This is a genomic window from Streptomyces roseicoloratus (assembly GCF_004117935.1).
In the GTDB taxonomy this organism is placed as follows: domain Bacteria; phylum Actinomycetota; class Actinomycetes; order Streptomycetales; family Streptomycetaceae; genus Streptomyces; species Streptomyces roseicoloratus.
On record NZ_SDOY01000086.1, the window covers coordinates 1 to 13,445 of the forward strand.

A 13,445-nucleotide genomic window follows, 5' to 3' on the forward strand; every position below is an offset into this window, starting at 1 on the left:
GGCCTCGGCGAGCTCCGGGCTCGCGAGGACGTCGTCGCCGAGGAGCGCGCGGTACGTGCGGTCGGCGGCGCGCAGCCGGGCGGCGAGCACGTCGGCGGGAGCCGCCACCTCCCAGGCGGCGGGGACGTACCGGCCGACCATCGCCGGGCTGAAGCTGTAGAAGGCGGACGCGACCCGCTCGGCACCGGCCGGGCCGAGGGCGGCGGCGCGGAGGGCGAAGTAGCCGGGCCAGCGCTCGGAGACGTCGTACCCGAGGGAGGCGGCCTCGTCGACGGCCTCGGGCGCGTAGTAGAGCACCGCGTGCAGGGGTTCGAGCAGGTGCCACATCTGGCGGATCCGGGCCGGGGCGGGGGCGGGGGCGGTCGCGGAATCCGCGGCTGCGGCGGCGGGAGCCTGGTCTCGGGCCGGGGCGGGGGCGGCGGCGACGGTGTTCCCGCCCGCGGCCTGGCCTTCCGCTGTCAGGCCCTCCGTGGTCAGGCCCTCCACGGTCAGGCCCTCCGTGGTCGAGGTGTTCGCGGTCGAGGTCTCACCCATCGCGGCGTCCATGACGTTCTCCCTCGGTTCTTCGGTCCCTCACACTCATCTTGTCAGTGACTAGATTCCTCGCGTCGACCGAACTTGTCAATGCCTAGATTGCGCGTACGCTGCTGAGCATGACCACCGAGCACTCCCCCGGAACCGCCGGCCGCCGCGCCTACCACCACGGCGATCTGCGCCAGGCCGTCCTCGCCGCCGCGCTCGACGTCATCGCGAGCGACGGTCCCGGCGCCCTCAGCCTGCGCGACCTCGCGCGCCGCGCCGGCGTCTCGCACGCCGCTCCCGCGCACCACTTCAAGGACCGCACCGGCCTGCTGACCGCCATCGCCGCCGAGGGCTACGACCTCCTCGCGCGCGCCCTCGCCGACGCCCCCGACCTGCGCGAACGCGGAGTCCGCTACGTACGCTTCGCCGCCGCGCACCCCGCACACTTCCGGGTGATGTTCGAGCCCGCCCTCCACCGCGCAGACGACCCCGGACTCCTCGCCGCCAAGGAGCGCGCCTCCGCCGAACTCCGCGCGGGCGTCACCGACCTCGCCGACGGCGCCGGCACCGACCCGCGCACCACGGGCATCGCCGCCTGGTCCCTGGCGCACGGCTTCGCGACCCTGCTCCTCACCCACAACCTGGACGAGCCCCTGGCCGGCCGCGACCCGGGCGAGCTCTTCCACGCGCTCGCGGGCCTGACCTTCGGCCGGGACGGCACGTTCAACGGGCAGCACCGTAACGGAATCTGACCCTCCGCCAGATTACCTACTCACCCGGGAATAGTTGAAGCTGATACGAACTTGAGCCCTGTCGTCCGCACAGACGACCACGGGGAAGCGATCAGCACATGACCACCAGCACCCTCCGGCGAGCAGGCATCGCCCTGCTCGCCACCCTGGCCCTCGCCACCATCCCGGCCACCGCCGGCACCGCCACCGCCACCGCCGAGACCGCGAGCGCCGCCACCGCACCGACCGCCGCCGGCGCCTGGCGCGGCGCCTGGGCCGCGTCCCCGCAGGCGCCCACCCAGCCCTTCGAGGACGCGAAGAACTGGTCCCTGCGGGGCTTCGCCGACCAGACCGTCCGGCAGTCGGTGCGGCTGACCTCCGGCGGCACCAAGGCACGGATCGAGCTGACCAACCGTTACGGCAGCACCCCGCTGCGCGTGACCGGCGCGACGGTCGCCCGTACCGCCGAGGGCGGCGCCGTGGTGCCCGGTTCGGTCCGGACGCTCACCTTCGCGGGCCGCGGCTCCGTCACCGTGCCGGCCGGCGGCACCCTGCTCAGCGACGGCGTGCCGTTCCGCACCAAGGCGCTCGAATCGGTCACCGTCACGCTCTACCTGGCCGGCCCGACGGGCCCGGCCACCTTCCACCACTTCGCGTCCGCCACCAGCCACCGGGCCGCCGGCGACCACCGGGCCGACACCTCGGGCAAGGCGTTCACCGAGACCAGCACCTCCTGGTACTACCTCTCCGGCGTCGAGGTCTCCGGCGGCCCGCGCGGCGCCGCCCGCCGCGACGGCATCGTCACCTTCGGCGACTCCCTCACCGACGGCGTCGGCTCCGCCCCCGACGCCGACAACCGCTACCCCGACGAGCTCGCCGAGCGCCTCGCCGCGACCGGTCGCCCGCACGCCGTCCTCAACCACGGCATCGGCGGCAACCAGGTCACCAACGACACCACCTGGGCCGGCGAGGCCGCCGTCACGCGCTTCCGGAAGGACGTGCTGACCGAGAAGGGCGTCGGCACGGTGATCCTCCTGGAGGGCATCAACGACTTCGGCGGCAGCGGCCCGGCCTTCCCCGGCGGCCCGACGCCCGAGGTGTCGGTCAACCGGCTCATCGACGGCCACCGCGCCCTCATCCGACAGGCCCGCGCCCACGGCCTGAAGGTCGTCGGCGCGACCCTCACCCCGATCAAGGGCTCCTTCTACGACACCCCGGAGAACGAGGCCAAGCGGAAGGCCTTCAACACCTGGGTGCGCACCTCGGGCGCGTACGACGCCGTCGTCGACTTCGACCGGGCCGTCGCCGACCCGGCCGACCCGGACCGCATCCGCAGGGCGTACGACTCCGAGGACCACCTCCACCCGAACGACGCCGGCTACCGCGCCATGGCCGAGGCCCTCGACCTCGACGAGCTGTAAGCCGGCGCGAACGGCCGTTGCGGCCCGAACGGCCGCAACGACCGGGTGACCCTCACGACCCCAGGATCTCCGCCAGGAACTCCCCCGTCCACGCCAGCAGTTCGCGGCCCACCACCGGCTTCCCGCCGATCTTTCCCGTCGTCGGGCGCGGCACCAGGATCTGGTGGACGGCCGGCTTGATGACCGTGCGCGGGTACAGGCGCTTCAGGCGGAGTTCCTGGGACTCGCGCAACTCCACCGGAGCGAAGCGGATGTTCGGGCCCTGCAGGACGATCTCGCCGACGCCGCACGCCCGCGCCAGCATGCGCAGGCCGGCGACCAGGAGCAGGTTCTCCACCGGCTCGGGCAGCTTGCCGTAGCGGTCGGTGAGTTCCTCCCGTACGGCCCTGATGTCGTCCTCCGAGTCGGCGGAGGCGATGGCGCGGTAGGCCTGGAGGCGCAGCCGCTCGCCCGGCGCGTAGTCGTGCGGCACGTGCGCGTCGACCGGGAGCTCGATCTTGACCTCCAGCGGCGGCTCCTCCTCCGCGCCGCCGGACTCCAGGGACTTGCGGTAGTCGGCGACGGCCTCGCCGACCATCCGGACGTACAGGTCGAAGCCGACGCCCGCGATGTGGCCGGACTGCTCGCCGCCGAGCAGGTTGCCCGCGCCGCGGATCTCCAGGTCCTTCATCGCCACGTACATGCCCGCACCCATCTCGGTGTGCTGCGCGATGGTCGCGAGGCGCTCGTGGGCCGTCTCCGTGAGCGGCTTCTCCGGCGGGTACAGGAAGTACGCGTAGCCGCGCTCGCGGCCACGGCCGACGCGGCCGCGCAGCTGGTGCAGCTGCGAGAGGCCGAAGTTGTCGCCACGCTCGACGATCAGGGTGTTGGCGTTGGAGATGTCGATGCCGGACTCGACGATCGTCGTCGAGACGAGGACGTCGAACTTCTTCTCCCAGAAGTCGACGACGACCTGCTCCAGGGCCTGCTCGGACATCTGGCCGTGGGCCGTCGCGATCCGCGCCTCCGGGACGATCTCGCGGAGGCGGGCCGCGGCACGGTCGATGGACTCGACCCGGTTGTGGATGTAGAAGACCTGGCCCTCGCGCAGCAGTTCGCGGCGGATGGCGGCGCCGATCTGCTTCTCCTCGTACGGGCCGACGAAGGTGAGGACCGGGTGCCGCTCCTCCGGCGGCGTGGTGATCGTCGACATCTCGCGGATGCCGGTCACCGCCATCTCCAGGGTGCGGGGAATGGGGGTGGCGGACATGGTGAGGACGTCGACGTTGGCGCGGAGCTTCTTCAGCTGCTCCTTGTGCTCGACGCCGAAGCGCTGCTCCTCGTCGACGATGACCAGGCCCAGGTCCTTGAACTTCGTCTCGGACGAGAACAGGCGGTGGGTGCCGATGACGATGTCGACGGAGCCCTCCTTCAGGCCCTCCAGCGTCGCCTTCGCCTCGGTGTCGGTCTGGAAGCGGGACAGGGCGCGGACGTTGACCGGGAACTGGCCGTAGCGCTCGCTGAACGTGCCGAAGTGCTGCTGCACGAGCAGCGTGGTGGGCACGAGGACGGCGACCTGCTTGCCGTCCTGGACCGCCTTGAACGCGGCCCTGACCGCGATCTCCGTCTTGCCGTAGCCGACGTCGCCGCAGATCAGCCGGTCCATCGGGACCGACTTCTCCATGTCCTCCTTGACCTCGGCGATCGTCGACAGCTGGTCGGGCGTCTCCGCGTACGGGAAGGCGTCCTCCAGCTCCCGCTGCCACGGGGTGTCCGGGCCGAAGGCGTGGCCGGGCGCCGCCATGCGGGCGCTGTACAGCTTGATCAGGTCGGCGGCGATCTCCTTGACCGCCTTCTTCGCACGGGCCTTCGTCTTCGTCCAGTCGGCGCCGCCGAGCCGGTGCAGCGTGGGGGCCTCGCCGCCGACGTACTTGGTGACCTGCTCCAGCTGGTCCGTCGGGATGTAGAGGCGGTCGCCGGGCTGGCCGCGCTTGGCGGGGGCGTACTCGACGAGCAGGTACTCGCGCGTGGCGCCCTGCACGGTGCGCTGCACCATCTCGATGTAGCGGCCGACGCCGTGCTGCTCGTGCACGATGTAGTCGCCGGCCTCCAGGGTCAGCGGGTCGATCGTCTTGCGGCGCTTGGCCGGCATCCGCTGGCCGTCCTTGCCGGCGGCCTTCTGGCCCGACAGGTCGGTCTCGGTGAGGACGGCGATCCTGAGGTGCTCGTCGACGAAGCCGTGGTCGATGGCGCCGCAGGCGACGTGGACCAGGGACGGCGAGAGATCGGCGAGGTCGGCGTCGAGCCGGGCGGCGATGCCCTCGCCGCCGAGGACCTCGACGGTGCGGGACGCCGGACCGTGCGCCTCCGTCACGAACACCGTGCGCCATCCGTCGGCCAGCCAGCCCTTGGTGTCGGCGAGCGCCCGGGCGGTGTCGCCGCGGTACGACTCCGGGGCGTGCATGCCGAGCTTCAGCGTGTCGGCCTCGTCGACGGTCGTGCCGGCCTCGTCGGCGGCGAACGGCGAGACCGTCCACCACATCATGCCGAGCTCGCGGGCCCGGTCCCGGACGTCCGCGATGCCCCACAGCGAGGCGGCGCCGACGTCGATCGGGGCCTCGCCGCCGCCGGCCGTCGCCGCCCAGGAGGCCTGCAGGAACTCCTGCGAGGTGGCGACGAGGTCGGCGGCCCGGGTACGGACCCGCTCCGGGTCGCAGACGACGGCCATGGAGCCGGCGGGCAGGACGTCGAGCAGCAGTTCCATGTCGTCGACGAGAACGGGGGCGAGGGACTCCATGCCCTCGACGGCGATGCCCTCGGCGATCTTGTCGAGCAGCTCGGCGAGCTCCGGGTGGGCCTCGGCGAGCTCCCGCGCACGGGCGCGGACGTCGTCGGTGAGCAGCAGCTCGCGGCAGGGCGGCGCCCACAGCCCGTGCTCGGCGACTTCGAGGGAGCGCTGGTCGGCGACCTTGAAGTAGCGGATCTCCTCGACGTCGTCGCCCCAGAACTCGATGCGGAGCGGGTGCTCCTCGGTGGGCGGGAAGACGTCCAGGATGCCGCCGCGCACGGCGAACTCGCCGCGCTTCTCGACGAGCTCGACGCGCGAGTACGCGGCGGCGGCGAGCCCGGCGACGATCTCCTCCAGGTCGGCGGTCTGGCCGCTCCTGAGGGCCACGGGCTCCAGGTCGCCGAGACCCTTGACCTGCGGCTGCAGCACGGAGCGGACGGGCGCGACGACGACGCTGACGGGCCCGGCGGCCGGGTCGTCGGCGGACGGGTGGGCCAGGCGCCGCAGCACGGCGAGGCGGCGGCCGACGGTGTCGGAGCGGGGCGAGAGGCGCTCGTGCGGCAGGGTCTCCCAGGACGGGTAGTCGACGACGGTGTCCGGGTCGAGCAGCGAGCGCAGCGCCGCCGCGAGGTCCTCGGCCTCGCGGCCGGTCGCGGTGACCGCGAGCACGGGCCGGCCGGCCTCGCGCGCGAGCGCGGCGACGGCGAAGGGCCGGGCGGCGGGCGGGCCGACCAGGTCGACATGGGTGCGGTTGCCGTCCTTGGCGGCCTTCACCGCTTCGGTGAGTGCGGCGTCCTTGACGACGGCGTCCAGCAGACCGTGCAGGCTCATGAAGGGGTCCATCCCGGCGAGAGGGCAACGCGAACGACCCGACACGTCTCACGGGCCGGGGCCTCCAGCCTACGACGACGCACGGACGGTCACTCGTCGGCGGGATCGCCACGACACGGCCGACCGTACAGTCGTGTACGCGAGTGCCACGTTCAGTCGTGTACACGAGTGCCACGTTCCCCATCGCCGGGGCCCGTGCACACGCGGCTCCCTTGTCCGCCGGACGGCGTACGCCCGCGAACGCGTCACCGTCACGGACCACGGTCAGGCCGCGGCCGTCTTCGTCGACCCGACGGAGCTGAACGAGCTGGAGCAGCGATGGGCGGGCCTGGAGGACGGGCCGGCGCCGGCCCGTCCTCCAGGCCCGCCAGGCCGAAGGCACAGTCGTCGGCATCCCCCAGGACGAAGCCCGTGCGCGTCCGGGTCCGGAGCCGTCGTCATCGCGGGCGCCCACCCCCGTGGGGCGCCCGGCTGCCGGTGGGCTTCCCGGGTGGCCCCCGGGAAGCCCACCGTTCGCTACTCGCTCGCGATCGCGTTCAGGACGTTCATCCGGCCCGCCCGGAAGGCCGGGACCAGGGCGGCGAAGAGGCCGACGAAGGCCGAGCCGACGAAGACCGCCGTGATCGTGGGCCAGGGGATCTCCAGGACGCCCAGGCCCTCCAGGGCGAGGAGCTTCTGGGCCGCCGTGCCCCAGCCCAGGCCCAGGCCGAGGCCGAGGAGGGCGCCGAAGAGGGCGATGACGACCGACTCCAGGCGGATCATGCGGCGCAGCTGGCGGCGCGAGAGGCCGATGGCACGCATCAGGCCGATCTCGCGGGTCCGCTCGACGACCGACAGGGCGAGGGTGTTCACGACGCCCAGGACCGCCACGACGATCGCGAGGGCCAGCAGGCCGTAGACCATGTTGAGGAGCTGGCCGACCTGGTCCTGGAGGTCCTTCTTGTAGTCGGCCTGGTCGGCGACCTTGTACTGCGGGTACGGCTTCAGGGCGTCCTTGAGGGCCTGGTACGCGGCCGCCTCCTGCCCGTCCTTCGCCGTGGCGAAGACGATCATGCTCTTGGGCATCTTCTCCGCCGGCACGTACTTCTCCGCCGTCGCGAGGCTCGTGTACTTCACCGTCTTGTCGATGTTGTTGGCGTCGGACGTGATCGCGGCGACCCGCAGCACCGCCCGCCCGCCGCCGGCGAAGGCCACGGTGAGCTTGTCGCCGACCTTCACGCCGTGCTCGGCCGCGTAGTCGCTGCCGACGGACATGGCGTCCGGCCCGTACGCCTCGGAGAGCGTGCCGCTCGTGGTGTCACGGCGGACGTCCTGCGCGTACGTCGGGTCGGCGGCGACCAGGCCGGTCTTCTCGGCCTTGCCGCGCGGGTCGGTGACGGTGACGTCGATCCACCGGTACTCGGTGACGTGGTCGAGCCCGGGCACCTTCTCGACCGCGGCCTGCGCCTGCGGCACGACCGGCTGGCCGTTGGCGGACTGCACGATGAAGTCGGCGCCGACGGACCGGTCGAGCTCCTCCGTCGCCGAGGCGACCATCGAGGAGCCCACCACCGACAGGGCGGCGACCAGCGCGAGCCCGATCATCAGCGCGGCGCCGGTGGCGCCCGTACGGCGCGGGTTGCGCAGCGCGTTGCGTTCGGCCATCCGGCCGACGGGACCGAAGACCCGCAGCACGAACAGGCCGAGGACGCGGACGACCCCACCGGACAGCAGCGGGCCGACGATGACGAAGCCGAGCAGCGACAGGACCACGCCGAGGCCCAGCCACAGGGAGCCCGCGCCGGCCTCGTCGGCCCGGGTCGCCGCCCACAGCGCGGCGGCGCCCGCGCCGGTCAGGACGAGGCCGAGGACGCCGCGCACCACGCCGGCCTTGCCGTCGGCGGGCGTGCCCGCGTCGCGCAGCGCGGCCATCGGGGAGACCCTGGCGGCCCGGCGGGCCGGGACGAACGCGGCGAGGACGGTGACGACGACACCGAGGACGATGCCGACGACCGGGGTCGTCCAGCGGACGGTGAGGTCCTGCGTGGACAGCTCCATGCCCATCGAGGACATCAGTTCCATCAGGCCGACGGCGAGGCCGATGCCGCTCGCGACACCGGCGGCCGAGCCGACGACGCCGAGCAGCAGCGCCTCGACGAGGACGGAGCGGTTGATCTGGCCGCGGCTCGACCCGATGGCCCGCATGAGGCCGATCTCGCGGGTGCGCTGGGCGACCAGCATGGAGAAGGTGTTGACGATGAGGAAGATGCCGACGAGGAAGGCGATCCCGGCGAAGCCGAGCATCGCGTACTTCATGACGTCGAGGAAGCCGGCGATGTCCTCACGGCCGGCGTCGGTGGCCTCGGCCGCGGTCTGCAGCTTGTAGCCGGCGCCGATCTCGGCGGCGACGGCCTCCTTCAGCTTCTCGTCGCTGACGCCGGGCGCGGCGTCGGCCGCGATCTGCGTGAACAGACCTTCCTTGCCGAGGAGTCCGCGCTGCGCGGTGGGGGTGTCGAACCAGACGACGGTGGCGCCGGGGTTGGTGATCCTGAACGAGGCGATGCCGGAGATCTTCGCGGTGAAGTCGCCGGTGACGGCGATGGTGCGCAGCTCGTCACCGATCTTCAGCCGGTGCTTCTCGGCGGTTCCGGCGTCGATCAGCACCTCGGTGGGACCGCGCGGCTCGTGACCGGAGGCGATCTCGACGGAACGCAGCTCGTTGGGCGTCCAGTTGACCGCGATGGTCGGGCCGCCGGAGGTGGGCCCGACGTTCTCGTCGCGGGAGTTCACGACGGTGACGGACATCGAGACGACGGCGCCCTGGACGTTGCGGGCGCCCTCGGCCTTCCGTACCCGCTCGACGAGGGCGGCGGGCAGGGTCGCGGGGCGGCCGGTCTGCGGGATCTCGTCGTCCGCGGCGGCGTCCTTCGGGCTCACCGTGACGTCGGACGCGGTGGTGGCGAAGAGCTTGTCGAAGGTGGTGTTCATGGTGTCGCTGAACACCAGGGTGCCGGCGACGAAGGCGACCGACAGCAGCACCGCGACGGCGGAGAGCGCCATGCGGCCCTTGTGGGCGAGGAAGTTGCGCAGGGAGGTCTTGAGCACGGTCACGAGGTCCGCCCCCGGGCGTCGAAGTCCTTCATCCGGTCGAGGACGGCCTCGGCCGTCGGGCGGTGCATCTCGTCGACGATCCGGCCGTCGGCGAGGTAGAGCACGCGGTCCGCGTAGGAGGCGGCGACGGGGTCGTGGGTGACCATGACGATGGTCTGGCCGAGCTCGTCGACCGACTGCCGCAGGAAACCGAGGACTTCGGCACCGGCACGCGAGTCGAGGTTTCCGGTCGGCTCGTCGCCGAAGATGATCTCGGGCCGGGCGGCGAGCGCGCGTGCCACGGCGACGCGCTGCTGCTGTCCGCCGGAGAGCTGGTTGGGCCGGTGGCCGAGCCGCCCGGCGAGACCGACGGTGTCGACGACCCGCCGCAGCCACTCCTGGTCGGGCTTGCGGCCCGCGATGTCCATGGGCAGCGTGATGTTCTCGAGCGCGGTGAGCGTCGGCAGCAGGTTGAACGCCTGGAAGACGAAGCCGATCCGGTCGCGGCGGAGCCGGGTGAGCTTCTTGTCCTTGAGTCCGGTGATCTCGGTCTCGTCGAGGAAGATCTGCCCGGAGGTCACGGTGTCGAGCCCGGCGAGGCAGTGCATGAGCGTGGACTTGCCGGAGCCGGAGGGCCCCATGATGGCGGTGAACCGCCCGCGCGCGATGTCCACGTCGACGTGGTCGAGCGCGACCACCCGCGTCTCGCCGGACCCGTAGGCCTTGACGACCTGCCGTGCCCGCGCGGCGACGGCCGTTTGCTCTCCCGTGCCCCCGTGCGTGGGGATGGTCACAGCCGAAGTCACCGTTCGTCTCCTATGTCGTCGTACGCGTCTGGTGGCGCGTTCGAGTCTGGTCGCCGGGCGGGGCCCTGGCACTGGGGCCAGGCGCACTCTTCGCCCGGGGGTTATCCGCAGGGCCCGGCCTCCGGGGCCGTGGCCCCGGACCCGCCCGGGCCGCCGTAAGAACAAGCTAAGGACGCGAGGGGCCCGGTCTCGTCCTCCGCCGGGACGAAGCATCCCTGGGCTGAATGAGGGAGGAACCCCTAGGGGTTCCTCCGACCTGGGTACGGGTGAGAGGCTGAGCCGGGCGCACTTGGATGTACGAGGCATCCGTCACGGTGGAGAGAACCCACCAGGGCGGGAGAGGGGTTCCGGGGTGTCCGAGGCGACCACGAGAGCGACGGCACCGCCGAGGACGGACACCACACGACGCGGACCCGTCGTCGCCGCGCTGATGCTGGGCATGGCGCTCGCCGCACTGGACGGCACGATCGTGTCCACCGCCGTCCCGCAGATCGTCGGCGACCTCGGCGGCCTGTCCGTCTTCTCCTGGCTGTTCTCCGGCTACCTCCTCGCCGTGACCGTGACCCTGCCCGTGTACGGCAAGCTCAGCGACACCTTCGGCCGCAAGCCCGTCCTCCTCGCGGGCATCGTGCTCTTCCTGGCCGGCTCGGTGCTGTGCGCCTGCGCGTGGGACATGGGCTCGCTCATCGCCTTCCGGGTCGTCCAGGGCCTCGGCGGCGGCGCGCTCCAAGGCACCGTCCAGACCCTCGCCGCCGACCTCTACCCACTGAAGGAACGCCCCCGCATCCAGGCCAGGCTCTCCTCGGTCTGGGCCACCGCGTCGGTGGCGGGCCCTGCGGCCGGCGGCCTGCTCGCCGGCTACGCCGACTGGCGCTGGATCTTCCTGGTCAACCTGCCGGTCGGAGCGGCGGCCCTGTGGCTGGTGGCACGCTACCTGGTGGAACCGGGCACGGCGACGGCGGTACGGGGCGGGGGCGGCGGCCTGGGGCGGGGCGGGCAGGGCGGGCGGGGCGGCCGCGTCTCCGGAGACGCGGCCGGGGCCGGGGTCAGGACCAAGGCCGGGGTCAGGACCAAGGGCGGGGTCGGGACCAAGGGCGGGGTCGGGGGCGGGGGTGTGGCCGGGGGCGGGGGTGTGGCCGGGGGCGGGGGTGCGGCCGGGGCCGGGAAAGGGCCGCGGGTCACCGTCGACTGGGCCGGGGCCCTCGGCGTCTTCGCCTCCGGGACGCTCCTGCTCACCGCCCTGGTCCAGGGCGGCGTCGCCTGGCCCTGGCTCTCGGCACCGTCCCTCGGCCTGTTCGGCGGCGCCGCGGCGCTCGCCGCCGTCACGGTCGTCGTCGAACGGCGGGCCGCAGAACCGATCATCCCCGGCTGGGTCTGGCGCCGCCGCACCATCGCCGCCGTCAACCTGGCGCTCGGCGCGCTCGGCCTCCTCATGGTCGCGCCGACCGTCTTCCTGCCCACGTACGCGCAGGCCGTCCTCGGCCTCGGCCCGATCGCGGCCGGGTTCGTGCTGTCGGCGATGACCCTGAGCTGGCCGGTGTCGGCCGCGTTCTCCAACCGGATCTACCGCCGCATCGGCTTCCGGCAGACCGCCCTGCTCGGCATGAGCCTGGCCCTGCTGGTCCTGCTGGCCTTCCCGCTGCTGCCGTTCCCGGGCGAGCCCTGGCAGCCGGCGCTCCTGATGCTGCTGCTGGGCGGCGCCCTCGGCCTCTTCCAGCTGCCGCTGGTCGTCGGCGTCCAGTCGACCGTCCCGTACGAGGAGCGGGGCACGACCACCGCCTCGGTGCTCTTCGTCCGCCAGGTCGGCCAGAGCGTCGGCGCCGCCCTGTTCGGCGCCGTCGCCAACGGCGTCCTCGCCGCCCGTCTCGGCGGCGGAAGCGGTGCGGATGCGAGCACGGGTACGGGCGCGAGTACGGGTACGGGCGCGAGTGCGGGTACGGATACGGGTGACGCCGCGGCCGACCTGGACGGGCTGCTCCGTGCCCTGGAGACGCCCGGCGCGCTGACCGGCCCGGCCGCCGACCATCTGCGCCGCGCCGTCGACACGGCCGTCGACTACGTCTACCTGGGCGCGGCCGGCGCCGCCGCCCTCGCCCTGCTGGCCCTGCTCACGCTCGCCCCGCGCCGCTTCCCGGTCCTGGGCCAGGAGCCGGAAGCGGAAACGACGGCGGAGCCGGAAGCGAAGGCGGAGCCAGGCACGGTGACGGGGACGGGAGCAGGAGCGGAGAGGGGGACGGGGCCGGGAGCGGAAAGGGGGACGGGGCCGGGAGCAGGAACGGGAGCGGCGGCGGGGACGGAGCAGCAGGCGGGAGCCCCCGCCTCGGAGCGGCCTTAGACGTCGTCGTCCTCCGTCGGCCCGGAGCCCGTGACGCGGCCCGTCAGGGCGGACAGCGACGAGCGGATGTGCTCCATGTGGGAGTGGATCTCGTCGCGCGCCTCGTCGTGCTCGCGCAGCACCCGCTCCGTCTCGCGCTCGATCCGCTCCTGCCGCAGCCGGGCCGCGGCGAAGAGTTCCGCCGCCTCCGCGTCGGCGTCCTCCCTGCGGTGCCGGGCGGCCTCCTCGGCCTCGGCGCGTGCCCGTTCGGCCTCGGCGAGCGCCGCCTCGGCCCGGGCGACGAGCCCGTCGTGCCGGGCCTGCTGCTCGGCGAGCAGCGCCGCCGCCGCGCGCTCGGCCTCGTCCCGCAGCGCCGCCTGCTCCTCCCGCTGCCGCGCGAGCTGCGCCGCGGCCTCGTGCTCGGCGGCCTCGAAGGCGGTGCGGGCGGCGGTGCGCTGCTCCTCGGCATCGCGGCGGGCGGCGGTGACGATCGCCTCGGCCCGCTCGGCGGCCTCCTTCAGGGTGGCCTTCGCCGCCGCCTCGGCGGCCGCGGTCACGCCCTGCGCGTACGCCTCCGCCGCCTCGGCCGCCTCCTTGCCGGCCGCGGCCGCCGCCTCCGCGAGGGCCTGCGCATCCGCCTCCGCGGCCCGTACCAGCGCCTCGTCCTCCGCCTCCGCGAGCTCCAGGATGCGGCGGGCCCGCTCGCTCAGGGACTCGTAGCGCTGCGGGGCGAGCGAGGCGACCACCTCGCGCAGCCGGATCGCCTCGGCCTCCATCTCCTCGGCGACGACGGCCAGTCGGGCCGCCCGCTCCCGTGCGCCGTCCCGCTCGGCGGACAGCGCGGACAGGTAGCGGTCGACCTGATCGGGCCGGTAGCCGCGCCCGCGTCCCCCGGAGAACAGTCCGACGGAGAAACTCATCCCTGACGCCCCTTCGACTCCTTATGTCCTCAAACATCAAGGATGCGCCATCAGAACGGACAAA

Annotated in this window: 8 protein-coding genes; 3 read left to right on the forward strand and 5 right to left on the reverse strand. The window is 73.3% G+C overall.

What is annotated here, in order from left to right:
• The coding region (locus ESG85_RS35780) for an SCO6745 family protein (protein WP_425471179.1) at positions 1–546 on the reverse strand (546 nt) is incomplete at its 3' end.
• Positions 547–653: 107 nt separating this feature from the next.
• Here ESG85_RS35780 and ESG85_RS07150 point away from each other — a divergent pair.
• Both ESG85_RS07150 and ESG85_RS07155 read left to right on the forward strand, forming a co-directional pair.
• Positions 654–1,274 carry a TetR/AcrR family transcriptional regulator gene (locus ESG85_RS07150; protein ID WP_128977187.1) on the forward strand — a complete coding sequence of 207 codons (621 nt, stop codon included), beginning with the start codon at positions 654–656 and terminating at the stop codon, positions 1,272–1,274.
• A 98-nt stretch (positions 1,275–1,372) separates the two neighbouring features.
• Positions 1,373–2,674 carry an SGNH/GDSL hydrolase family protein gene (locus ESG85_RS07155; protein ID WP_128977188.1) on the forward strand — a complete coding sequence of 434 codons (1,302 nt, stop codon included), beginning with the start codon at positions 1,373–1,375 and terminating at the stop codon, positions 2,672–2,674.
• A 52-nt stretch (positions 2,675–2,726) separates the two neighbouring features.
• Here ESG85_RS07155 and mfd read toward each other — a convergent pair whose 3' ends face one another.
• The 3 genes from mfd to ESG85_RS07175 all read right to left on the reverse strand — a co-directional run bounded on the left by mfd (position 2,727) and on the right by ESG85_RS07175 (position 10,147).
• On the reverse strand, positions 2,727–6,272 hold the full coding sequence (gene mfd, locus ESG85_RS07160) for a transcription-repair coupling factor (protein WP_128977189.1): 3,546 nt from the start codon (positions 6,270–6,272) through the stop codon (positions 2,727–2,729).
• Positions 6,273–6,788: 516 nt separating this feature from the next.
• Positions 6,789–9,362, reverse strand: coding sequence for an ABC transporter permease (locus ESG85_RS07170; RefSeq protein ID WP_128977190.1), 2,574 nt, complete (start codon positions 9,360–9,362; stop codon positions 6,789–6,791).
• Complete coding sequence (locus tag ESG85_RS07175; protein WP_128977191.1) at positions 9,359–10,147, reverse strand: ABC transporter ATP-binding protein; 789 nt, start codon at positions 10,145–10,147, stop codon at positions 9,359–9,361. The genes ESG85_RS07170 and ESG85_RS07175 overlap by 4 nt, the downstream gene beginning before the upstream one ends.
• 352 nt (positions 10,148–10,499) lie before the next feature.
• On the opposite strand from ESG85_RS07175, the gene ESG85_RS07180 reads away from it, so the two are divergent.
• Positions 10,500–12,482, forward strand: a complete 1,983-nt coding sequence (locus tag ESG85_RS07180; RefSeq protein ID WP_425471180.1) for an MFS transporter — start codon at positions 10,500–10,502, stop codon at positions 12,480–12,482.
• Here ESG85_RS07180 and ESG85_RS07185 read toward each other — a convergent pair.
• On the reverse strand, positions 12,479–13,381 hold the full coding sequence (locus tag ESG85_RS07185; protein WP_128977192.1) for a cellulose-binding protein: 903 nt from the start codon (positions 13,379–13,381) through the stop codon (positions 12,479–12,481). The genes ESG85_RS07180 and ESG85_RS07185 overlap by 4 nt on opposite strands.
• Positions 13,382–13,445: the final 64 nt, after the last annotated feature.

Coding starts and splice junctions, on each gene's coding strand:
- mfd (WP_128977189.1), bottom strand. CDS start 6,272: ATGAGCCTGCACGGTCTGCTGGACGCCGTCGTCAAGGACGCCGCACTC.
- ESG85_RS07150 (WP_128977187.1), top strand. CDS start 654: ATGACCACCGAGCACTCCCCCGGAACCGCCGGCCGCCGCGCCTACCAC.
- ESG85_RS07185 (WP_128977192.1), bottom strand. CDS start 13,381: ATGAGTTTCTCCGTCGGACTGTTCTCCGGGGGACGCGGGCGCGGCTAC.
- ESG85_RS07155 (WP_128977188.1), top strand. CDS start 1,373: ATGACCACCAGCACCCTCCGGCGAGCAGGCATCGCCCTGCTCGCCACC.